Origin of the sequence: Aminobacter sp. UC22_36 (assembly GCF_044056035.1) — a bacterium.
In the GTDB taxonomy this organism is placed as follows: Bacteria; Pseudomonadota; Alphaproteobacteria; order Rhizobiales; family Rhizobiaceae; genus Aminobacter.
The window spans coordinates 1,545,279-1,565,374 of record NZ_CP171996.1 but is presented as its reverse complement, the minus strand read 5'-3'; the positions used below and the strand labels follow the sequence as shown (position 1 = coordinate 1,565,374).

Annotated in this window: 19 protein-coding genes, 1 tRNA gene and 1 pseudogene; 12 read left to right on the top strand and 9 right to left on the bottom strand. The window is 63.2% G+C overall.

The window, feature by feature from the left end; translation table 11 throughout:
* Complete coding sequence (gene hisN / locus ACHMW7_RS10840; RefSeq protein WP_395450244.1) at positions 1-774, bottom strand: histidinol-phosphatase; 774 nt, start codon at positions 772-774, stop codon at positions 1-3.
* 223 nt (positions 775-997) lie between these two features.
* Positions 998-1,888, bottom strand: a complete 891-nt coding sequence (locus ACHMW7_RS10835; RefSeq protein ID WP_395450243.1) for an N-formylglutamate amidohydrolase — start codon at positions 1,886-1,888, stop codon at positions 998-1,000.
* Positions 1,889-2,117: 229 nt separating this feature from the next.
* On the opposite strand from ACHMW7_RS10835, the gene cpdR reads away from it, so the two are divergent.
* Both cpdR and ACHMW7_RS10825 read left to right on the top strand, forming a co-directional pair.
* A complete protein-coding gene (gene cpdR / locus ACHMW7_RS10830) occupies positions 2,118-2,480 on the top strand; it encodes a cell cycle two-component system response regulator CpdR (protein ID WP_018429348.1) in 363 nt (120 codons plus the stop codon).
* A gap of 125 nt (positions 2,481-2,605) precedes the next feature.
* Positions 2,606-2,680: transfer RNA gene (locus ACHMW7_RS10825), tRNA-Val, on the top strand.
* 84 nt (positions 2,681-2,764) lie between these two features.
* On the opposite strand, the pseudogene ACHMW7_RS10820 reads toward ACHMW7_RS10825, so the two are convergent.
* Both ACHMW7_RS10820 and ACHMW7_RS10815 read right to left on the bottom strand, forming a co-directional pair.
* Positions 2,765-4,253, bottom strand: a pseudogene (locus ACHMW7_RS10820) (flavin-containing monooxygenase).
* A 114-nt stretch (positions 4,254-4,367) separates the two neighbouring features.
* A complete protein-coding gene (locus tag ACHMW7_RS10815; RefSeq protein WP_395450242.1) occupies positions 4,368-4,820 on the bottom strand; it encodes a cupin domain-containing protein in 453 nt (150 codons plus the stop codon).
* Between the two features lie 196 nt (positions 4,821-5,016).
* On the opposite strand from ACHMW7_RS10815, the gene ACHMW7_RS10810 reads away from it, so the two are divergent.
* The 3 genes from ACHMW7_RS10810 (at position 5,017) to ACHMW7_RS10800 (ending at position 7,537) form a co-directional block, all read left to right on the top strand.
* The gene (locus ACHMW7_RS10810; protein ID WP_395450241.1) at positions 5,017-6,018 is read left to right on the top strand and encodes an AraC family transcriptional regulator; all 1,002 of its coding nucleotides are present in this window, start codon (positions 5,017-5,019) and stop codon (positions 6,016-6,018) included.
* Between the two features lie 141 nt (positions 6,019-6,159).
* Positions 6,160-6,411 carry a hypothetical protein gene (locus ACHMW7_RS10805; RefSeq protein WP_395450240.1) on the top strand — a complete coding sequence of 84 codons (252 nt, stop codon included), beginning with the start codon at positions 6,160-6,162 and terminating at the stop codon, positions 6,409-6,411.
* A 358-nt stretch (positions 6,412-6,769) separates the two neighbouring features.
* On the top strand, positions 6,770-7,537 hold the full coding sequence (locus ACHMW7_RS10800; RefSeq protein ID WP_395450239.1) for an aspartate/glutamate racemase family protein: 768 nt from the start codon (positions 6,770-6,772) through the stop codon (positions 7,535-7,537).
* On the opposite strand, the gene ACHMW7_RS10795 is transcribed toward ACHMW7_RS10800, so the two are convergent.
* On the bottom strand, positions 7,534-7,674 hold the full coding sequence (locus tag ACHMW7_RS10795) for a hypothetical protein (RefSeq protein ID WP_395450238.1): 141 nt from the start codon (positions 7,672-7,674) through the stop codon (positions 7,534-7,536). The genes ACHMW7_RS10800 and ACHMW7_RS10795 overlap by 4 nt on opposite strands.
* Positions 7,675-7,720: 46 nt before the next feature.
* Positions 7,721-8,275, bottom strand: coding sequence for a GntR family transcriptional regulator (locus tag ACHMW7_RS10790; RefSeq protein ID WP_395450237.1), 555 nt, complete (start codon positions 8,273-8,275; stop codon positions 7,721-7,723).
* 119 nt (positions 8,276-8,394) lie between these two features.
* On the opposite strand from ACHMW7_RS10790, the gene ACHMW7_RS10785 reads away from it, so the two are divergent.
* The 7 genes from ACHMW7_RS10785 to ACHMW7_RS10755 all read left to right on the top strand — a co-directional run bounded on the left by ACHMW7_RS10785 (position 8,395) and on the right by ACHMW7_RS10755 (position 16,083).
* Positions 8,395-9,408 carry an ABC transporter ATP-binding protein gene (locus ACHMW7_RS10785; protein ID WP_395450236.1) on the top strand — a complete coding sequence of 338 codons (1,014 nt, stop codon included), beginning with the start codon at positions 8,395-8,397 and terminating at the stop codon, positions 9,406-9,408.
* 492 nt (positions 9,409-9,900) lie between these two features.
* Entirely contained in the window at positions 9,901-11,466 is a 1,566-nt protein-coding gene (locus ACHMW7_RS10780; RefSeq protein ID WP_395450235.1) for an ABC transporter substrate-binding protein, read from the top strand.
* Positions 11,467-11,525: 59 nt separating this feature from the next.
* A complete protein-coding gene (locus tag ACHMW7_RS10775) occupies positions 11,526-12,491 on the top strand; it encodes an ABC transporter permease (protein WP_395450234.1) in 966 nt (321 codons plus the stop codon).
* Entirely contained in the window at positions 12,488-13,411 is a 924-nt protein-coding gene (locus ACHMW7_RS10770) for an ABC transporter permease (protein ID WP_395450233.1), read from the top strand. Before ACHMW7_RS10775 ends, ACHMW7_RS10770 begins: the two co-directional genes overlap by 4 nt.
* A 17-nt stretch (positions 13,412-13,428) precedes the next feature.
* Positions 13,429-14,628 (top strand): amidohydrolase family protein, encoded by a 1,200-nt coding sequence (locus ACHMW7_RS10765; protein WP_395450232.1) that lies wholly within the window; start codon positions 13,429-13,431, stop codon positions 14,626-14,628.
* The gene (locus ACHMW7_RS10760) at positions 14,625-15,587 is read left to right on the top strand and encodes an ABC transporter ATP-binding protein (RefSeq protein ID WP_395450231.1); all 963 of its coding nucleotides are present in this window, start codon (positions 14,625-14,627) and stop codon (positions 15,585-15,587) included. The genes ACHMW7_RS10765 and ACHMW7_RS10760 overlap by 4 nt, the downstream gene beginning before the upstream one ends.
* 253 nt (positions 15,588-15,840) lie before the next feature.
* Positions 15,841-16,083: a DUF1344 domain-containing protein gene (locus tag ACHMW7_RS10755; protein WP_395450230.1), complete on the top strand. Its 243-nt coding sequence runs from the start codon at positions 15,841-15,843 to the stop codon at positions 16,081-16,083.
* A gap of 67 nt (positions 16,084-16,150) precedes the next feature.
* Here ACHMW7_RS10755 and ACHMW7_RS10750 read toward each other — a convergent pair whose 3' ends face one another.
* From ACHMW7_RS10750 to ACHMW7_RS10740, 3 genes are read right to left on the bottom strand one after another with little or no spacing between them, the layout of a single operon-like run.
* Complete coding sequence (locus ACHMW7_RS10750) at positions 16,151-17,806, bottom strand: GMC family oxidoreductase (protein ID WP_395450229.1); 1,656 nt, start codon at positions 17,804-17,806, stop codon at positions 16,151-16,153.
* 8 nt (positions 17,807-17,814) lie between these two features.
* Positions 17,815-18,591, bottom strand: coding sequence for a 3-ketoacyl-ACP reductase (locus ACHMW7_RS10745; RefSeq protein ID WP_395450228.1), 777 nt, complete (start codon positions 18,589-18,591; stop codon positions 17,815-17,817).
* Positions 18,588-20,096, bottom strand: coding sequence for a GMC oxidoreductase (locus ACHMW7_RS10740; protein ID WP_395450227.1), 1,509 nt, complete (start codon positions 20,094-20,096; stop codon positions 18,588-18,590). The genes ACHMW7_RS10745 and ACHMW7_RS10740 overlap by 4 nt, the downstream gene beginning before the upstream one ends.

Genomic DNA, 20,096 nt, shown 5'->3' with positions numbered 1-20,096 from the left:
TCAGCCCATCAGCACCTTCAAAGCCGCGGCATGCAGCTCGGGCGTTGCCGCAGCGATGATGTCGCCGCCATTTTCCGCCGGACCGCCTTCGAAGGTGGTGACGATGCCGCCGGCCTGCTCGATGATTGGGATCAGCGCCACGATGTCGTAGGGCTTGAGCCCCGGGTCGACGACGATGTCGACCTGCCCCGCCGCAACCATGGCGAAGGCATAACAGTCGGTGCCGTAACGCGCGAGCTGGACCTGCGTCTCGAGATGGTCGTAGCGCTTGCGCATCTCGCCCTTGAACAGCGCCGGCGTGGTCGTGAACATCGTCGCATCGGCAAGCGCCGTCGTCTTGCGCACGGCAAGCTTGCGCGGCCCGCCCGGTCCTTCGTAATGCGAGCCATGGCCGTCAGCGTAGAACAACTCGCCGGTGAAGGGTTGCGACATCAGCCCGGCCACAGCGTCGCCATGGACGGTGAGCCCGACCAGCGTGCCCCAGACCGGCAGGCCCGAGATGAAGGCGCGGGTGCCGTCGATCGGATCGATCACCCAGACATGGCTGTTGGAGGTGTTTTCGCTGCCATGCTCCTCGCCGAGAATGCCGTGATCGGGGAATTCGGCATTGATCAGTGCGCGAATGGCCCGCTCGGCCTCCTGGTCGGCCTCGGTGACCGGGTCAAAGCCGCCGGCCAGCTTGTTTGCCACCGCGCCTTGGCGGCGAAAGCGCGGCAGGGTCTCGGCTGCGGCTGCGCTTGCGATCCGTCGCATGAATTCGGCATTGACCATCATTCACCCCATCTCCGACTGTTGCGTGGATGACACGCCGCGGCCCTTGTCGGCAATAACCACATCACATTGATTTAAGAAATCCCAAAGCGCCTTGACTTTTGTGCAGCGCACAATAATCTCGACTTCGGACAGGTTCTCCTGTCCATGCCCTCCTTGGGCGTTTCCTCCCTAGACTTGGACCGCTCTCCGGAGCGGTCTTTTTTTGGCTGCTTGTTGCCCGCGACTACTCCGCAGCCAAAGGCAGGTCGAGGAAATGATAGTCCGGAATCGCCATCAAATCCGCGGAAAACCGGGCCAGATCGTCCGCAAGTGCATAAAAGCCCGCCGATTTCTTGAACGTGCGTTCGTCCATGTAGAGCCCGCGATTGATCTCGATCTGCAGCGCATGCAGCTTGCGTGTCGGCCGGCCGTAATGCTCGGTGATGAAGCCCCCGGCGTAGGGTTTATTGTGCGCCACGGTATAACCCATGGCTGCCAGCAGCCCGATCGCCCGGTCGGACAGAGCAGATGCAGCAGAGGTACCGAAGCGATCGCCGACGATGAAATCGGGCCGCACCCCGTTGTCGCCGAGGCGGACCGACGCCGGCATCGAATGGCAGTCGACAAGCACGGCATAACCGAAACGCGCATGGGTGCGCGTGATCAGCCGCTTCAGCGTTTCGTGATAAGGCTTGTAGACACATTCGATACGCCCGATCGCCTCCGACAGCGGTAGCCGGCCGGGATAGATGTCGAGGCCCTCGCCCACCAGCTTGGGCACTGTGCCGAGCCCACCGGCCACCCGCGCCGAGCGCACATTGGCGAAAGGCGGCACCGGCTCGGCGAACATCCGGGGATCGAGCTCCCATGGTTCGCGGTTGACGTCGAGATAGGCGCGCGGAAAATTTGCCGCCAGCATCGGCGCGCCAAGGGCCACCGCCGCACCGAACAACTCGTCGACGTAGCAGTCCTCGGAACGCCTGATGGCCGTGGCATCGAGCCTGGACATGGCCAGGAAGCGGTCAGGGTAGCGGCGTCCGCTATGCGGTGAATTGAACACGAACGGCACACGCTGCTCGGCACTCGTTCGGACTTCGAACGGCGGCAGCTCCGAGAAATCTTCGGCTGGCGTCATCTTTGCTGATGGACCTGCGAAATGCACTCACTCATCAGCAGATAAGTGCCACCTGCCGCCGCCGCTGTCCAGCAGTTCGCACTGTGGAAAATCGGCCATTGCCGTGCCTTTGCCTCACGTGGCGGGTCCGGCATTCACTTGATGTTTACCGTCGCGGACTCATATACAAGATGGTTAACGAAGCCCCTGCTGGGGGGCGGCTTCGACCGCTGATTCGGACGGGATACTGATGGCACGCATTCTTCTGGCAGAAGACGACGACGATATGCGCCGCTTCCTGGTCAAGGCGCTGGAACGCGCCGGGTACCAGGTAAGCGACTTCGACAATGGCGCAAGCGCTTACGAGCGTCTGCGCGAGGAACCTTTTTCGCTGCTCCTGACCGACATCGTCATGCCGGAGATGGACGGCATCGAGCTGGCGCGCCGCGCCACCGAGATCGACCCCGATCTCAAGGTGATGTTCATCACCGGCTTTGCGGCGGTGGCGCTGAACCCTGATTCGAAGGCACCACGCGACGCGAAAGTGCTGTCGAAACCCTTCCATCTGCGCGATCTCGTCAATGAGGTCGAGAAGATGCTCCACGCCGCATAGGCGTTACCTAGCGTCGCCAAGGGAATTCATGGCGCCGCCAAGGGAATTGATGATCCGGCGCATTTTTCCGCCAAACACGCTATTGACGCGCCGGATCAAAAATGGTGTATCCGCCCCCATCGGATGGGCGTGTAGCTCAGCGGGAGAGCACTGCATTGACATTGCAGGGGTCACAGGTTCAATCCCTGTCACGCCCACCATCCGAACTCCCTGATATCGCAAGACAAAATCCGTCGGCGCCCAACGAACACCGGGCACGTCGTGGTTCTTGTCGCCGCCTGGCCTCACGCCGCGCGATAGTCAGGCGCGCTGTTGAGATAGCCCGCATAGGCATCGGCATTTGGCGGCGCGAAATTCTCGGCTAAGGGATTGCGTCGCCGTTTCGTTGCCCCGATGTCGGCCAAAAGCTCGTCGAAATGCTTGAAATGATAGGGCGCGACGCACAGCCCGCCATAGACGCCGGCGGCGGGGCGCTCGGTGCGCTTCCAGCGCAGCATCATCTCGATGTTGTCAGTCATCTCCTGGCGCGTCGGCTGGCGCCCCAGCTTGCCGTCGGCATAACGCACCAGCCAGTTGGCGGCGAGCTCGGCACTCAGCACCGTGCAGAATGACGAGTTGAAGCCGACGAAACCCATGTCGGGCAAATCAGGATTGGCGATGACGCGATAGAGCCGGTACTGCCCGTCGGGCTCGACAAGCTTGCGCTGGTATTCCTGCGGCAGGAACGGCACGCCGGACTTCCAGCCAACCGCGAGAATGGCCATGTCGGCCGCCACCCGCTCGCCGCCCGACAGGATCACCGTGCCCTGCTCGTAGGCGGCGATGGTGCCCTGGATCGCCTTGATGCGCCCGTCGGCGACCATGTCGAAGAACCCCGGCGTGACGATCGGCACCGAGCAATTGATGCTGGTCTCGATCGGCACCTTTGGCCTCAGCCCGGTCTTCTTGAGCTTGAGCTGGAGCGACAGCAGGCTTTCCAGCGCCCGCCAGTTGGCCCAGACGAACGGCTTGGCCAGCGCATGGCCGAGCCGCACCAGCACTGGCTGGTCCCAGTTCGGGAACATCACCTCCTGGGCGCGGACATAGAGGATGCGCTTGAAATTGATCAGGCCGCCGATGAAATAGGGAATGCGCCAGACCGGCTCGAGATAGACGATGGTGACGGCGGCCGCGCCCGAATTGACGGCGTTGACCGCGATGTCGGTCGCCGACTTCGAAAAGCCGAGCACGACGACGCGCTTGCCGCGCACGGTCGCGGGATCGGTGTATTCCGACGAGTGGAGCACCTGGCCACCGGTGGCGGTGAAATCATCCTGGCCCGGATGCACGAGTTCGCGTTTTTCGCTGAAGTTGCCGGTGCAGACGGCAACGAAATCAAAGTCCTGGCTGACGGTATTTCCCGCACCATCGGCAAGCTCGACGCTCCACCCCTTCGCCCCCTCTCGTCTCCGCATGGCAACAACCTTGGTGCCGTAGCGGATGAGCGGCGCAAGCCCGTTCCGCTCGGCATAGGCCCTGAGATAGGCATGGACCTGCGTGCCTTTTCGGCCATTCCGGATAGTCGTCCGGCATAGCCATCGAAGTGTAGCGATAGAGATCCTTCGGGCTTTGCGTCTGCACATCGGGATAGGAACGGGCTGGTTCCCAGACCCCGCCCAGATCGCTGCTGCGTTCGACGATTTCCACCTCGTGGCCGCGCTGCCTGAAGGCATGCGCTGCGGCAAGCCCGCTCACGCCGGCGCCAATGACGCAGACTTTCTTCTTGTCGACCATTGTGCTGTTCCTTGTTTGCCAGGACATAGGCTTGGTTTGCCAGGACGCGGGCCTTCCTTCGCACGCGACCGATGTCGCGTGCGTCAGGTGGATTCCGACGTGGTAGCTGGCAGGCTAGTCGTTGGCTTCCGGCGGCAGGAAGTTGACCTCGTGCTGGGCCGAGACCTTCACCACCTCAGCCGGATCGGCGAGGTTGTCGAGCTTGTTGAACAGCTCTTCGAGCATGCCTGCCGGCGACACCCAGAACAGCGCCTTGGTCGGCTTGTCCGACTTGTTGAAGTAGCCATGCGGAATGCCTCTGGGCATGCGCACCAGGTCGCCTGCCTTGGCCTTGACCCATTCGCCGTCGAGCTTGAGGTCGAGTTCGCCTTCCTGCACCAGGATGAACTCTTCCTGGTTGGGATGGATGTGCACGGGCACGAACTGGCCCGGCTCGCTGTTGGTCTCGAAGGCGAAGGTGGCATCGCACACCGCCTTCGGGAAATAGACCTGCCCAAGGATGTTCCACGTCTTGCCGGCATAGCCGGTGCCTTGGCGCGTGATGCCCTTGGCGAGTTCATTGCTCATGTGATGCTCCCTTTGTTTCGAAGGGCCTGCCGGAGGCGACCCTTTCATTTGTTCCACCGCAAAGACTGCTGCGGACATTGCCAAAGCACTAGCCGGAATGCGCGATGACTATCCAGAAAGCGCAAAAATGCTGCAGACAAGAGGTACTGCCGCTCATTTTCATTGGCAGCAGGTAGATCGATGCTAGTCTGCCAGGATGCTGATGGAAGAGGCGTCCGTTCGAAGGGTCCCGCTTTCAGACCATGTCTTGTTTCAGTCGAACGATCTCGACTGCGCCAGGGAGCGGGTCGCCCAGAAGTTTTGCAATCACCGACTTGATATCATCGGTGATCGGAAACCTTTTCGCGTCACGCACAATCATGTGCCCGGCGAGATGATCTCGCTGAACTACATCAGCTATGGCGCCGATGTGCTGATCGATCCGGGCGAACTTGGCGACTTCTACCTGATCCAGATGCCGATCTCGGGCGCGGCCACCATCCGCAACGGCACGCACGAATTCCTGACCGACCGCAGCATCGCCTCCGTCCTCAATGCCGATCTGGCGACAAGGATGAAATGGTGGCAGGGCTGCGCCCAGCTGCTCGTCCAGGTCCGCAAGGCGCCGCTGCATGCCTTCGCCATGCGCCTGCTCGACCGCGACATATCGGGGCCGCTGATCTTCGACCCGCTGATCGATTTTTCCAGGCCCGAGATGTTGGCGTGGCGCCGCCTGGCCAACTCGCTGTTCCGGGCCGCCGAAATCAGGACGCCCTTGCCCGGTTCGGGCTTGCACAATGTGCTGCACGAGCAGCACCTGCTGGAGCTGTTCCTGCGTTACCAGCCCAACAATATGAGCCTGTTCTTCAACGAGCAGAGGCCGGGTGCAGCCCCGCGTCACCTGAAACGCGCCGAGGAGTTCATCCGCGCCAATGTCGCGGCCCCCATCGGGTTGCATGAGATCGCGGAAGCCGCCGGCGTCGCCCCCAGGACGCTGCAACTGGCCTACAGGAACGCCTTCGGCATCTCGCCCATCCGCGCGCTGACACGCGAGCGCATGCGCCGTGCCCGCTTCGATCTGCTGGCAAGTGAAGCCAGCGTCACCGATGTCGCGCTGAAATGGGGCTTTAGCCATTTCGGCCGCTTCGCCGCCGAGTATCGGCATGAATTCGGTGAACTCCCCCGCGAGACGAGGAGAGGCCGCGCGCTTCGGCAGTAGATTGGGCGGCAATGGATTGCGCGGCAGTAGCTTGAAGCCCGTCATGCTCTGCATCAAGCGCTTGGCCGCCCTCCGAATGGCCTCTACGGTCGGGCATTGCACATATCCGCCATCCTCCTCTCGCATCTCAGGAGCGCAATGATGCCCGAATTGCCCAAGATGGCGCCGCCATTGCAAGCAATCCTGATGTCGGAGCTATCAAGGGGAAACAGCATTCTCTCCGTCGGCGACTGGCCGCCGCACTGCCGCCTGTTCGTCATGCTGGCGCGCCCGTTCAAGAAGAAATACGCTGTAGTGGCCGAGGTCGAATACGCTGCGGTCAACGACCCGCACTACTGGAAAGCCGAATATCGCTACAGGAACGGCCTCGAATGCCTGGCCTGTGGTTTCTGAGCCTATTCTCGGCAGAAGCTGGGAAACCAGACCTGTATACAATTATCGTGACTTCTTGATGCGCTAGCTGCCCCGAAAAGCCGTGCATTGCTTGGGCTTGGGCCGCAGCCCGCTGCAGCGCAGCAAATCCCAAATCCTTCAAATGCTTGTCCCATCGACCGCGGCATTTTGCTGATCGGCGCACAAACTGCCGCCATCGGGTCAGTCCATAGCCGGCGCTCGATATCGCCTGTCCCGCAAAATCGCAGAATGCCGTGTTGACAACAGCGAATTACATCCAATACGAATATATGATAGTATACAATTTAAGGCTAGGGATTACCCACGCTACGGTGAGCCACCGGCTTCAGAGGATCGCATGAGAATTAAGCTCATCAATCCCAACACCACGCAGTCGATGACCGACCTCATCGGCAACGCGGCGCGGGCAGTTGCAGCACCGGGAACCGAGATCCTGGCCGTGACCTCGCGCTCGGGGGCCGCCTCGATCGAAGGCCATTACGACGAGGCGATGAGCATCATCGGCCTGGTCGACGAGATCATGGACGGTCCGGCGGCCGACGCCTACATCATCGCCTGCTTTGGCGATCCCGGCCTGCTTGCGGCGCGCGAGATCACCGCTGCGCCGGTGTTCGGCATTGCCGAGGCGGCGATGCACGCGGCAAGCTTCGTTGCCACCGGCTTTTCGGTGGTGACGACGCTCGAACGCACCCGCATCATCGCCGAGCAGCTCGTCCGCAACTACGGCATGCAGCACCATTGCCGCCGTGTGCGCGCCACCGATGTGCCGGTGCTCGAGCTTGAAAAGCCGGAATCGAATGCGCGCGCAATCATCCTGGCCGAGTGTGAACGGGCGCTGTCCGAAGACCGTTCGGAGGCCATCGTGCTCGGCTGCGCCGGCATGGCTGATCTCGCGCATTATCTGGAAGACCGGCTGCAGGTGCCTGTCATCGACGGCGTCGTGGCCGGCGTCAAATTTGCCGAGGCCATCGTCGGCATGGGCCTGAAGACGTCCAAGCGCGGCGACCTCGCCTATCCGCTGCCCAAGACCTATCGCGGCAAGCTCGCCGGCTATGCGCCCGATACGCGTCTCGCAAGCGACGAAATGACGAGAAAGGTCAGTTAGCCCAAGGGTTTGAACAGCGTCTTGAAGTCGACGCGCACGGGGTGGTCGGACAGGTCGATCTGAGCCTCTATATGACGGAGATGGTGGTCCATGTACTGCGCAGCTTTCTTGCCGTCCCGCCGCTTCAGGGCGTCCACGATCTCCTTGTGCTCGCTGTACGAGCACGGCACCGCACCTGGCGACTCAGTACAGCGCGATGATCAAAGACGTGCGCGACACCAGCTCGTGGACGAAGTCGCGCAGCACCTCGTTTCCGGCAAGCGAGGCGAGTTGACGATGAAAATCCCCGGAGAGCTGCAGCCGCCTTTGTTTGCTGTCTTGCTCGACTGCCTCCGCCTCGGCGCTCACCATGGCCGTCAGCCGATCGACGTCTTCCCTGGTGATCGTCGAGGCGAGCTTTTCCGCGAGGATACATTCCACCCCGCGCCGCGCCTCGAACACCTGCCGCGCCTCCTCGATCGAGGGCTTGGCGACGAAGGCGCCCTTGTTGGGGATCAGGTCGACCAGCTTCTCGTGCGACAGCCGCTGCAGCACCTTGCGGATGATGGTGCGGCTGACGCCAAAGGCGGTCGCCAGCGCGTCCTCCTGCAAAGGCGTTGCCGGCCGGATCTGGTGATTGATGATCGCCGAATAGATTTCGCCGTGAATATGCTCGTCGGTCGGGCCGCCGCGCTTCTTGGTCTTGGCGCTCTGGCTCGGCGAAACGGCGGTCTTCGAAGCGCGGGGCTCGCGTAGCATGTCACGATCCTGGTGAATTGGGCATAGGGAGGACTTGGTATGTATTCTATCCTCTACGGTTCCCGCTTGGAACATGCCTTTTCCTTTGGCACAACCCTTGAACGAACGGCGGCGTTGCAATGACTGGACTGGCTCGTGAACCCAGGCCGACGGCGCTATCAGGAGCCGTTCTGGATGTACACAATCTGCGCATCGAGTTTCCGCTGCGCCACCGTTCGCTTGTCGCGGTCGACGATGTCTCCTTCAGCATCGGCCAGGGCGAAATCCTCGGCGTCGTCGGCGAATCCGGCGCCGGCAAGTCGCTGACCGGCAGCGCCCTGATCGGGCTTTTGCAGCCGCCGGGCCGGATATCAGCTGGCACTGTCCATCTCTCCGGCCAGCGCATCGACGACCTGCCGCAGTCCGAGCAGCGCAAGCTGCGCGGCCGCCATATCGGCGCGATCTTCCAGGACCCGCTGACCAGCCTCGACCCGCTGTTCACCGTCGGGCGCCAGCTCACCGAAACCATCCGCGCGCATCATCCCGGCAATGCCGAAACGGCACGCGCAAAAGCGCTGCAGCTGCTGCGCGAAGTCGGCATCGCCGATCCGGAGAACCGTTTCGGCCAGTATCCGCACCAGTTCTCGGGTGGCATGCGCCAGCGCATCGTCATCGCGCTGGCGCTCGCCGGCGAGCCTGAGCTGATCATCGCCGATGAGCCGACAACGGCACTCGACGTCTCGGTTCAGGCCCAGATCATCGGGCTTTTGAAACGGCTTGCCGCAACACGCGGCACGGCGATCATGCTTGTCACCCACGACATGGGTGTCATCGCCGAGACCGCCGACCGGGTGGCAGTGATGTATGCCGGCCGTGTCGTCGAAATCGGCCCGGTCGACGAGGTCATCCACCGTCCGCGCCATCCCTATACAGCGGGACTGATGGCCTCGATCCCCTCGCTCAACCGCAAGGCGGATCGCCTCGCCCAGATCGACGGTTCGATGCCGCGCCTCGGCAGCTGGCCGGATGGCTGCGCCTTCAATCCGCGCTGCCCCAGGGCCGGTGATCGCTGCCGCAGCGAACTGCCAAGGCTTGCCGATGCGGGCGGCACATCCGCCGCCTGCTTCATCCACCAGGGCGGCACGGCGATTTAGCCGCCACGGCGGCGACGTGGTTGCTGTCGTTACGCAGTGGGGCGTGGACGCCTTGCCGGCGATCCCCCGAACCGGCTTCGCCAGCGGCGAATGCCGTTCGTCCTGCCTTGTCCATGCTCCCGACCCGGCCTGGCGTGACTGCCCATTTTGCAGGCACATTATGTATACAATTGATGCCATATTACGCATACAACGCTGTAGACGAAGCGTATTCGATGTGAAATCATCCCTCCTGTCGGCTCTCAACAGGCTGGGTTCCAGTGACAAACGCTCGAGATCAGAACGGATCGAAATGGGCATTCCCCGAACCTCGGGGGATGAGAGGATCGCGGTTTCGAAATTGGCACGCCGGCCACGCAGCCCTGTTGAACCAGCACACGACCCCGATGGACGCGGCGCCTTTCGGCAAGCCCGACGCCCTGGCCATCGGCTTGCCGACGCCTGAACGAGACAACGAACGTCCAACAATCAAGAACTGTGTGGGAACAGCCGATGAACCGTTATCTGAAACTACTTCTCCTCGCCTCGTGCGCCGGCCTCGCCGTCAGCACGGCTGAAGCCAAGACGCTGCGGTTCGCTGAATCGCAGGAAATCAGTTCGATGGACCCTCACGCGGCGCGCGAGGACTTCACGCTCAGCCTGATCGGCAACGTCTATGAAGGCCTTGTCCGCTGGAACAAGGAGCTCAAGATCGAGCCGGCATTGGCCGAAAGCTGGGAAACGCTGTCCGACACAAAATGGCGCTTCCACCTGCGCAAGGGCGTCGAGTTCCACAACGGCAACCCGTTCACCGCCGACGATGTGATATTCTCCTACGAACGCGCCGGCTCGCCTGGCTCGCCCTTCGCCGGCCTGCTCGAGCCGATCGCCGAGATCGCCAAGGTCGACGACCACACCATCGACATCACGCTCAAGCGCAAATACGCGCTGCTGCTCAATGATTTCGCCGGCTGGTACATCCTCGACAAGGAGTTCCAGGAATCGATCGGTGCCCAAAAGCCGCTCGATCTGTCGACCAACACCGGCGGCGCCATGATCACGCAAGGGATCGGCACCGGGCCGTTCAAGGTCGCCAGCCGCGAGCCCGACGTGAAGACCGTCTTTGTCGCCAACGACAAATGGTGGGACAAGCGTGAGCACAATATCGACGAGATCGTCTACACGCCGATCGCCAACAATGCGACGCGCGTCGCAGCCCTGCTCTCCGGCGAAGTCGACTTCATCCGCAACGCACCGCCCCAGGACGTCGCGCGCATCGAAGCGACGCCTGGCATGCAGATCATGCGCGCCCCGCATCTGCGCAACATTTTCTACGGCATGGACCAGCAGTCCAAGACCTTGCCTGGCCTTGATTCCAACCCGCTCGCCGACGTCCGCGTGCGCAAGGCGATCTACCAGGCCATCGACATCGACGGCATCAAGCGCTCGATCATGCGCGACAACAGCCGCCCGTCGGCGATCATGATGGCGCCGCAGCTGCCATTCTACGACGCCAGCCTCGACGTTCGCTTCCCCTTTGATATCGAGGCGTCAAAGGCGCTGCTCAAGGAAGCGGGCTACGCCGACGGCTTCACCTTGCCGATGGATTGCCCGGCCGGTTCGTTCATCAATGACGAGCAGATCTGCCAGGCAACGGTCGGCATGCTGGCCAAGGTTGGCATCAAGGCGCAGCTGACGATGCACCCACCCGTGCAGTTCGACACCGAACTGCCGGCCGGCAAATATTCCTTCTACATGCTCGGCTGGGCCGGCCTGCCGACACTCGACGCCTACAACATCATCTCGGCGACCTTCCATACGCCAACCGGCGACCTCGGCGCCTGGAACCCGAAGGGTTATTCCAACGCCCGGGTCGATGAGCTGATCCCGCAGATCGGCACCGAATACGATGCGGAAAAGCGCCAGGAGATGATCTCGGAGGTGATGAAGCTGCATCGCGACGAGGTCGGCAAGATCATGCTGCACCAGCAGTTCCTGACCTGGGGCATGAGCGACAAGGTCCACGCCATCGTACCGGCCGACGAATATACGCGGTTCTGGTACTACACGATGGACTGACGATTGATCGGAGGCTGGGCGCATCAGCGCCCGGCCTCTTCTCCATTTCAGAGGCTGAGATGATTTCCTTGCTCGCCACGCGACTGACCAGCGTCATCCTCGTGATGCTGGTGGTGTCGGCCCTTTCGTTTTCGATCTTCAACTTCCTCGGCGACCCGGTGAACAATATTCTCGGCGTCAACGCCACGCTTGCCCAGCGTGAGGAGCTGCGGGTCGCACTGGGTCTCGACCAGTCGACATTCGTTCAGTTCTGGCGCTTCGTCGAACGCGCCGTGGTCGGCGATTTCGGCGTCTCCTACCGCAACCGCCAGCCTGTCGTCGACCTGATCCTCGCCCGCCTGCCGGCGACTCTGGAGCTGGTCTTTTGCGCCACCATCATCGCCCTTGCCGTCGGTATCCCGATGGGCGTCTACACCGCGCTCAAGCCGCGCGGCCTTGTTAGCCGCAGCCTGCAGTTCGGGTCGCTGCTCGGCATCTCGATGCCGCAGTTCCTGATCGGCATGCTGCTGATCCTGGTTTTTTCCGTCGAACTGCGCTGGCTCTCCGCCTTCGGCCGCGGCGACGTCGTCACCCTGGGCTGGTGGACGACCGGCCTGCTCACGGCAACCGGCATCAAGGCGCTGATCATGCCGACGATCACGCTCGCCGTGTTCCAGGTGTCGATGATCATGCGGCTGGTGCGCGGCGAGATGCTCGAGGTGGTGCGCACCGATTTCGTCAAGTTCGCCCGCGCCCGCGGCCTCTCTGACCGCGCCGTCTACCTGACGCACGCGCTGCGCAACAGCCTGCTGCCGGTCATCACCATCACCGGCCTGCAGATCGGCTCGCTGATCGCCTTCGCCATCGTCGTCGAGGCGGTGTTCCAGTGGCCCGGCATGGGCATGCTGATCCTGCAAGCCATCGAATTCGCCGACTTCCCTGTCATGGCGGCCTATCTCGCCTTCGTCGGCTTCAGCTTCGTCACGATCAACCTGATCGTCGACTTGATCTATCTCGCGGTTGATCCAAGGTTGCGTGCAAAATGAGCCAGCTTGTCCTCAGACTCAAAGCCTTCGGCAACAGCGAGCTGGCCTGGCGATTCAGGAACTCGCCGCCGGTCATCTTCGCCGCGATCGTGCTGGTCGTGCTGGTGTTCTGCGCCGCGGCCGCCAGCCTGATCGCCCCGCACAATCCGTTCGACCCGGCAACGCTCAACATCATGGATGCCCGCCTGCCGCCGGTGTGGATCGACGGTGGCACCTCGACCTATCTGCTCGGCACCGACGAGCAGGGCCGCGACATCCTCTCCACCATCTTCTACGGCATGCGGGTGTCGATCCTTGTCGGCATCGCCGCCGTCGCCTTCTCGATGACCATCGGCGTAGCACTCGGCCTGATCGCCGGCTATCTCGGCGGCTGGGTCGACACCGTCATCATGCGGCTCGGCGACATCCAGCTCAGCTTCCCGACCATCATGATCGCCTTCTTCATCGACGGCGTCGCCAAGATCGTCATGCCGATCGGCATGCGCGAGGAGATGCGCTTTTACGTCGTCATCCTCGCCATCGGCGTCGCCGACTGGGTGCAGTTCGCCCGCACCGTGCGCGCCGCCACCATGATCGAGCGCCGCAAGGACTATGTCGCGGCCGCCCGCATCAGCGAGGTCGGCGGCGTCCGCATCCTGCTCACCCATATCCTGCCCAACACCATCGGCCCGGTGCTGGTGCTGGCCACCCTTGGCCTCGGCGTCGCCATTCTCACCGAAGCGATCCTGTCCTTCCTCGGTCTCGGCATGCCGCCATCGCAGCCGTCGCTCGGAACCCTGATCCGCGCCGGCAACGACCTGCTCTTGTCGGGCGAATGGTGGATCTCGCTGTTCCCCGGTGCCGCACTGGTGCTTCTGGTGCTGGCCGTCAACATCGTCGGCGACTGGCTTCGCGACGTCCTCAATCCTCGCCTCCGCTAAGACCACGGAACCGCATCATGACCGATCTTCTGCTCACCAATGTCCGCCCCGACGCCGGGGCTGCCGGCAACATCCTGATCGAGAATGGCCGCATCGCGGCCATCGGCAGCGATGTCGTCGCCCGCGACGGCATCAAGGTCGTCGACGGCAAGGGCGCGATCGCCATTGCACCGTTTGTCGAAGCGCATGTCCACCTCGACAAGATCCTGTGGGGCCTGCCCTGGCACGGCATCAACGTGCCCGACTCGCTGCGTGCGATGATCGACAACGAGGTCGAGATCCGCCGCAGCTTGCCCTGGTCGGTCACCGAGCGCGCCGGCAACCTGATGCGCCAATGCGTCGCCAACGGCTCGACCCATATCCGCAGCCATGTCGACATTTCGCCCGAATACAAGCTCGACAATCTGCATGGCGTGCTGGCGGCCTGGGAAAAGACCAAACACGCCGTCGACCTCGAGATCGTCGCCTTCCCGCAGCTCGGGATGCTGATCGAGCCGGGCACGGCCGAGCTGATGGAAGCCGCCCTCGACGAAGGTGCCTCTGTTATCGGCGGCATCGATCCCGCCAGTGTCGACGGCGATGCCAAGGGTCATCTCGACACCATCTTCGACATTGCCCACCGCAAGCAGGCCAAGATCGACATCCATCTGCATGAGCGTGGCGAACTCGGCCTTTACGAGCTCGGCCTGATCGCCGAACGCGCCAAGGCGCTTGGCATGCAGGACAAGGTCATCGTCAGCCACGCCTTCTGCCTCGGCACGGCGTCGCGCGACGAGCTCGCCCGCATGATGGACCTGCTCGCCGAAGCCGGCATCGGCATCATCTCGGCGGTTCCGGGCGACATCCCCTTCCCGCCGATGTTCGAGCTCGCCGAACATGGCGTCCGCTGCGCGGTCGCCTCCGACTCGCTGCGCGACACCTGGAACCCGCACGGCAATGGCGACATGCTCGAACGCTGCTGGCTTTTGTCGTGGCGCAGCAACTGCCGCACCGACGCCGAGCTGACCGCTGCCCTCGACATGGGCACCAGGCGCGGCGCCGACCTGCTTGACCTCGACGGCCATGGTCTGGACGTCGGCTGCGACGGCAGCCTGGTGCTGATCGAAGGCGAGAACCTGGCGCAGATCGTCGTCGACCGGCCCAAGCGCGCACTTGTCGTCAAGCGCGGCCGGATCGTTGCGAGTGACGGGACGTGGATCGACGGTGGCGAAGCATGAACGCAATCGTTGCCGAACTGCCCCTGCTCAAGGTTGCCAATCTCGGCCGCACCTTCGACGTCTCCGCACCGTTCCTGCAGCGGCTGGTGACCGGGGCACCGCGCCGCAGTGTCAAGGCGGTCGACGGGGTCAGTTTCGCCATCCGCCCCGGCACCACCTTCTCGCTGGTCGGCGAATCCGGCTGCGGCAAGTCGACGGTGGCGCGCCTTGTTGCCGGGCTGGAAAAACCCACCGGCGGGTCGGTCGAGATCCGCAAGCCGGATGGCAAGCGTGTCCGGCTGCAGATGGTGTTCCAGGACCCGGTCGGTAGTCTCAACCCGCGTTGGCGCATCGGCCAGAGCATCGCCGAGCCGATGGCGCAGAAGCTCACCCGTGCCGAGCGGCGCAAGCGCATCGCCGAGTTGCTGGTCACTGTCGGGCTATCGCCCGTCGACGCCGACAAATATCCGCACGAATTCTCAGGCGGCCAAAGGCAGCGTATTTCCATTGCCCGCGCGCTTGCCGCCGAAGCCGAATTGCTGCTGCTCGACGAACCGACCTCGGCACTCGACGTGTCGGTGCAGGCGCAGGTGCTCAACCTGCTCAAGGACCTGCAGCAGAAGCTGGGTCTGACCTACCTGTTCATCAGCCACAATCTGTCGGTGGTGCGTTTCCTCACCGACCGCATCGGCGTGATGTATCTCGGCCGCCTCGTCGAGGAAGGACCAGGCGAGGTCATCCTCGAAAACCCGCAGCATCCCTACACCAGGCTGCTGCTCGAAACCGTGCCCGACCTCGAAGCGCCGAAGCGCGACCGCGCACCTCTGGGCGGCGACATTCCGAGCCCGCTCAATCCGCCGAGCGGCTGCACCTTCCATCCGCGCTGCCCGCTGGCGATGGACATCTGCTCCAAGGTGCGGCCGGAACTGAAGCGTTCGGCCAGCGGTGCCAACGTCGCTTGTCACGCGGCGGCGGACTGACGAGCACGCCTGCCTGGAGAGCATCATATGTTTCAACACACTTCGGCAGTGGCGCCGGGCAGGCGTCAAAGGCTCTGTGAACATTCGACAACGACTTTCGCGGTCTAAGGCAACGGTGACCCGATCAATCGCAGGCACGATGAATTCGCAGCTGTTACCGGAACCGATCCTCGCGCCGGGGGTTTAGCTACCCTGGGGTGGAGCAAATCCCTGCAGAAACTGGGCATTTTGCCAAACGCCAAGGAGCACTTTGATGAAAAGATTCATTCTCGCCGTAGCCGCCGCAAGCTTCATGCTGTTCCCCGCCTTCGCTGCCGAAGGCGTCGTCAAGGAATACAACGCGGAAACGCATGTCCTCATGCTTGAAGATGGCACCAGCTTCACCATTCCCACCGATCTCGCGGTTCCGCCTGAGGTGAAGCCTGGCGCCAAGGTTACGATTGAGATGGACAAGAGCGACAGCACCAAGGTGTCGAGCGTCCTCGTCAATCCATAACGGATTGCCTCTCAAAATAGTTCAGGCCACGGGCGCGCCATGCGCCCGTGGCCTTTCGTTTGCCCGGCTAACTCACCTCGGCGCGCGCCCTTGGCCTGATATCGTTGCGCTCGTGGGTGAAGATCGCGGGCGGCAGCGGCTCGCGGTTGCGGATGATGTCGGCGCCCTTTTCGCCCATCATGATCGTCGGACCGTTGGTATTGCAGGAAGGCACGCGCGGCATCACCGAACTGTCGCAGACACGCAGGCGCTCGATGCCGTGCACCTTGAGGTCGAGCCCGACCACCGCCATCTCGTCGCTGCCCATCTTGCAGGTGCCGACAGGGTGATGGTCGGTCTTGGCGTTGGCGCAGCCATAGTCGAACAGGTCGTCGTCCGAGATCTTGCTTGGGCCCGGCAAGCGCTCGGCCAGCACGAAGGGCTTGAGCGCTGCCTGCTGCATGATCTCGCGCGCGATCCTCAGGCCTTCGATCGACATCTTGCGGTCGTGCGGATCGGCCCAGTAGTTCGGGTCGATCAGCGGTGCCGCCGCCGGATCGCTGGAGGCGAGCCGCACCGTGCCGCGCGAGCGTGGATGCAGATAGGCTGAATTCAGCGTCACGCCGGCATTCTTCAACCTGGCGACCCCAGCCTCGATGCCGGAGCCGAGCCCGAGATGGAACTGGATGTCGGGCGAGCGCGCATCTGGATCGGCATACCAGAAGCCGCCTGTCTCAAAGAGGCTCGACGTCACCGGCCCGGTGCGGAACAGCACATATTGCAGGCCAGCCCACAGGGTCCGGTGCAGCTTGGCGACATTGTCGTAGGTGTGATCGCCGGTGCATTCGGAAATCACGAACAGGTCGAGATGATCCTGCATGTTTTCTCCGACGCCCTTGAGGTCGTGGACGACAGGCACGCCGACGCTCTTCAGATGGTCGGCCGCGCCGATGCCCGACTGCAGCAGCAGCTTGGGCGAACCGATCGCGCCCGAGGTGACAAGCACTTCGCGCTCGGCGCGGATCATCTCGGTGCCATTGCCGCTGGCGATCTCGACACCGACCGCCCTGCCCTTTTCGACGACGATGCGGGTCACCCGCGCGCCCAGGCGGACGGTCAGGTTGCGCCGGTCCCTGATTGGCGCGAGATAGGCCATCGAGGCCGACGAGCGGCGCTTGTTGCGCTGGGTCAGCTGGTAGAAGCCGACGCCGGCCTGCTGCTTGCCGTTGAAGTCGTGGTTGTAGGGAATGCCCAGTTCCTGGCCGGCACGGATATAGGCGTCGCAGATCGGCAACGCCGCCGATGGCATGGAGACACCCAGCGGCCCGCCATAACCGTGGTAGTCATCGGCGAAACGCTGGTTATCCTCCGAGCGCTTGAAATAGGGCAGCACCGAACGGTAGTCCCAGCCAGTGCAGCCGTCTTCGCTCGCCCACAGGTCGTAGTCGGCGGCATTGCCGCGCGTGTAGAGCTGGGCATTGATGCTCGAGCCGCCGCCGATCACCTTGGCCTGGGTGTAGCGCAGCACCCGGTTCTTCATGTGCTTCTGCGGCACGGTTTCCCAGCCCCAGCTCGCCACGCCCTTGGTCATCTTGGCAAAGCCGGCCGGCATGTGGAACAGCGGGTTCCAGTCGCCGCCGCCGGCTTCGAGCAAAAGCACGCGGACATCCGAATCCTCGCTCAGCCGGTTGGCGAGCACGCAACCGGCCGGCCCCGCACCTGTGATGATGTAGTCGTAGGTCATCTCTGATCTCAAAGTCGCGCGACCGACAGCGCGCCGTCAGCCCTGATGATGGAACCGGTGGCAAAGCCGAAGCTGCCGCCGGCAAGTGCCGCTGCGATGCGGCCGATGTCGTCGGGCTCGCCCCAGCGCCTGACCGGCACAAGCCCCTCGGCGATCAGCCGGTCGTATTTTTCCGAAACTTTCGCTGTCATGTCGGAACGGATGATGCCGGGCCGGATCTCGAACACGTCGATGCCGGTGCCGGCGAGTCGTAGCGTCAGCCCTTGCGTAAAGGCGGCAAGCCCCGCTTTTGACATGCAGTAGTCGAGCCGGTCGGGCGAGCTCATCTCGGCCGAGATCGAGGTAATGTTGATCACCGAGCGCGGATGCAACGTCGGCTTCATGACCAGCATGGCGCGCAAGACAGCCTGAGTGAAGAACACGGTGCCGCGCAGATTGACCGCCATGATGGCATTGAAATTCTCGGGCGTGAGCTCGAGGAAGTCGCCACGCACCTTGGAAGCGATGCCGGCATTGTTGACCAAGCAGTCGATCCGCCCGAAGTGCCCGACGATCGTCTCGACCGTTGCGGCGTGGCCGTCGAGATCGGCAAGGTCGGCGGCAACGAACAGCACGCGCGCGCCATGTTTTTCCAGGCCCGAGACCGCTTCATCCGAGGACGCGTCTGCTTCCCGGTCTGTGATCGCAAGGTCGAAGCCAGCCCTGGCCAGCGCCTCGGCCACCGCAAGGCCGATGCCGCGGCGCGCGCCGGTTACCAGCGCCACGGGTTTCGCCTGCCCGTTCATGCCGCCAGATCCTTGTTCGCGATGTGGTGAGCGACCCGCAGCGCCTGCGCCGCGATGGTCAGCGCCGGGTTGACCGCAGCCGAGGTCGGCAGGAAGGAGGCGTCGACGACGAACAGGTTGGGATGATCGAAGGCCCGGCACCAGAGGTCGAGCGGCGCCTCCTTGGGGTCGTTGCCCATCCGCACCGTGCCGCACTGGTGCGAGGGCGTGCGCTTGTCGAACGCGCGCGACACCACCAGCGGAAACCCAGCGCTGCGCAGCACCTGCTTGAGCTTGGCCACCAGCCGCTGATGCGCCTGCCAGTTGCTGCGCACCCACTTCAGCACGATGCGCTCGCCGTCGACCATGACGCGGCTTTCCGGCGACGGCAGGTCTTCGCTCATCGCATAGAAATCGATCGAATGCGCCGTCGTCAGGTTGAGCAGCCATTCCGGCACCGAAGGCATAGCACCCTTCAGGATGGTTCCCGAGATGCGCCCGAGCAGTTGCACGTTGCCGAGCGGCGGGCCACCTTCACCATCGTCAAGGTAGAAATCGTTGAAGCCGAATGTCTTCTGGTAGACCGAGTCGTTGCGGAACCATGGGCTCATGGCGATGACCGCCGTCGAGTTGTGGTTCATGAAGTTGCGGCCGACCTGGTCGGAGCTGTTGGCGAGGCCGTTGGGATTGCTGTCATTGGCCGAGCGCAGCAGAAGCACCGCCGACTGCACCGCGCCCGCCGACAGGATCACCAGCTTCGGCTTCAGCACTGCAGCCTCGCCGTTGCTGACATAGTGTACCGCAACGATGGTGCGGCCGTCCGCGCCGGTCTCCAGCCGCGTCACGCGCGAACCGGTCTGCAGCTTGACGTTGCCATGCCTGAGCGCCGCCGCAAGTGCTGCCGTCTCGGCGTCCATCTTGCCGTCGAAGCTGTTGGGGTGCGCATCCCACGGCGTCTTGCCCTTGGCCAGCCAGCGCTCGATGTCGACCCCCAGCGGCAGCGAAAAAGGATGCACGCCCTTGGCCTTGAGCCGCATCCGCACTTTCGCGATCGCCGGCTCATCGGCCACCGGCTTCAAGCCATAAGGCTTCGAATGCGCCGGCTCGGTCGGGTCTTCGCCCAGCGCGCCACGCACCTGGTAGAGCTCCTCGGCAAGCCCGTACCACGGCTCCAGTTCGTCATAGGCAATCGGCCATGCCGGCGACACGCCGTCGAGATGCTGCATCTCGGCAAAATCCTCGCGGCGATAGCGCGTCAGCACCGCGCCATAGAATTTGGAGTTGCCGCCGACATTGTAATAATTGCCCGGGTTGAAGCCGGTGCCGTCGGCCTCGTACCAGGTCTCGTCAGGCCGGAAATGGCCGCGCTGGAAGATGGCGCGCTGGTCGCGATTTTCAGGTCGGTCCTCGATATGGCCGCCTGTCTCCAGGATCAGGATTTCAGCACCGGTCGCAGCTAGGCCGGCAGCGACGGTCGCGCCGCCGACACCCGAACCGATGATGACGATGTCAGGCTGTTCGGGCAT

Coding starts and splice junctions, on each gene's coding strand:
- ACHMW7_RS10805 (WP_395450240.1), top strand. CDS start 6,160: ATGCCCGAATTGCCCAAGATGGCGCCGCCATTGCAAGCAATCCTGATG.
- ACHMW7_RS10810 (WP_395450241.1), top strand. CDS start 5,017: ATGCTGATGGAAGAGGCGTCCGTTCGAAGGGTCCCGCTTTCAGACCAT.
- ACHMW7_RS10760 (WP_395450231.1), top strand. CDS start 14,625: ATGAACGCAATCGTTGCCGAACTGCCCCTGCTCAAGGTTGCCAATCTC.
- ACHMW7_RS10785 (WP_395450236.1), top strand. CDS start 8,395: ATGACTGGACTGGCTCGTGAACCCAGGCCGACGGCGCTATCAGGAGCC.
- ACHMW7_RS10765 (WP_395450232.1), top strand. CDS start 13,429: ATGACCGATCTTCTGCTCACCAATGTCCGCCCCGACGCCGGGGCTGCC.
- ACHMW7_RS10800 (WP_395450239.1), top strand. CDS start 6,770: ATGAGAATTAAGCTCATCAATCCCAACACCACGCAGTCGATGACCGAC.
- ACHMW7_RS10740 (WP_395450227.1), bottom strand. CDS start 20,096: ATGCCCGAACAGCCTGACATCGTCATCATCGGTTCGGGTGTCGGCGGC.
- ACHMW7_RS10750 (WP_395450229.1), bottom strand. CDS start 17,806: ATGACCTACGACTACATCATCACAGGTGCGGGGCCGGCCGGTTGCGTG.
- ACHMW7_RS10755 (WP_395450230.1), top strand. CDS start 15,841: ATGAAAAGATTCATTCTCGCCGTAGCCGCCGCAAGCTTCATGCTGTTC.
- cpdR (WP_018429348.1), top strand. CDS start 2,118: ATGGCACGCATTCTTCTGGCAGAAGACGACGACGATATGCGCCGCTTC.
- ACHMW7_RS10835 (WP_395450243.1), bottom strand. CDS start 1,888: ATGACGCCAGCCGAAGATTTCTCGGAGCTGCCGCCGTTCGAAGTCCGA.
- hisN (WP_395450244.1), bottom strand. CDS start 774: ATGATGGTCAATGCCGAATTCATGCGACGGATCGCAAGCGCAGCCGCA.
- ACHMW7_RS10775 (WP_395450234.1), top strand. CDS start 11,526: ATGATTTCCTTGCTCGCCACGCGACTGACCAGCGTCATCCTCGTGATG.
- ACHMW7_RS10770 (WP_395450233.1), top strand. CDS start 12,488: ATGAGCCAGCTTGTCCTCAGACTCAAAGCCTTCGGCAACAGCGAGCTG.
- ACHMW7_RS10780 (WP_395450235.1), top strand. CDS start 9,901: ATGAACCGTTATCTGAAACTACTTCTCCTCGCCTCGTGCGCCGGCCTC.
- ACHMW7_RS10815 (WP_395450242.1), bottom strand. CDS start 4,820: ATGAGCAATGAACTCGCCAAGGGCATCACGCGCCAAGGCACCGGCTAT.
- ACHMW7_RS10790 (WP_395450237.1), bottom strand. CDS start 8,275: ATGCTACGCGAGCCCCGCGCTTCGAAGACCGCCGTTTCGCCGAGCCAG.
- ACHMW7_RS10745 (WP_395450228.1), bottom strand. CDS start 18,591: ATGAACGGGCAGGCGAAACCCGTGGCGCTGGTAACCGGCGCGCGCCGC.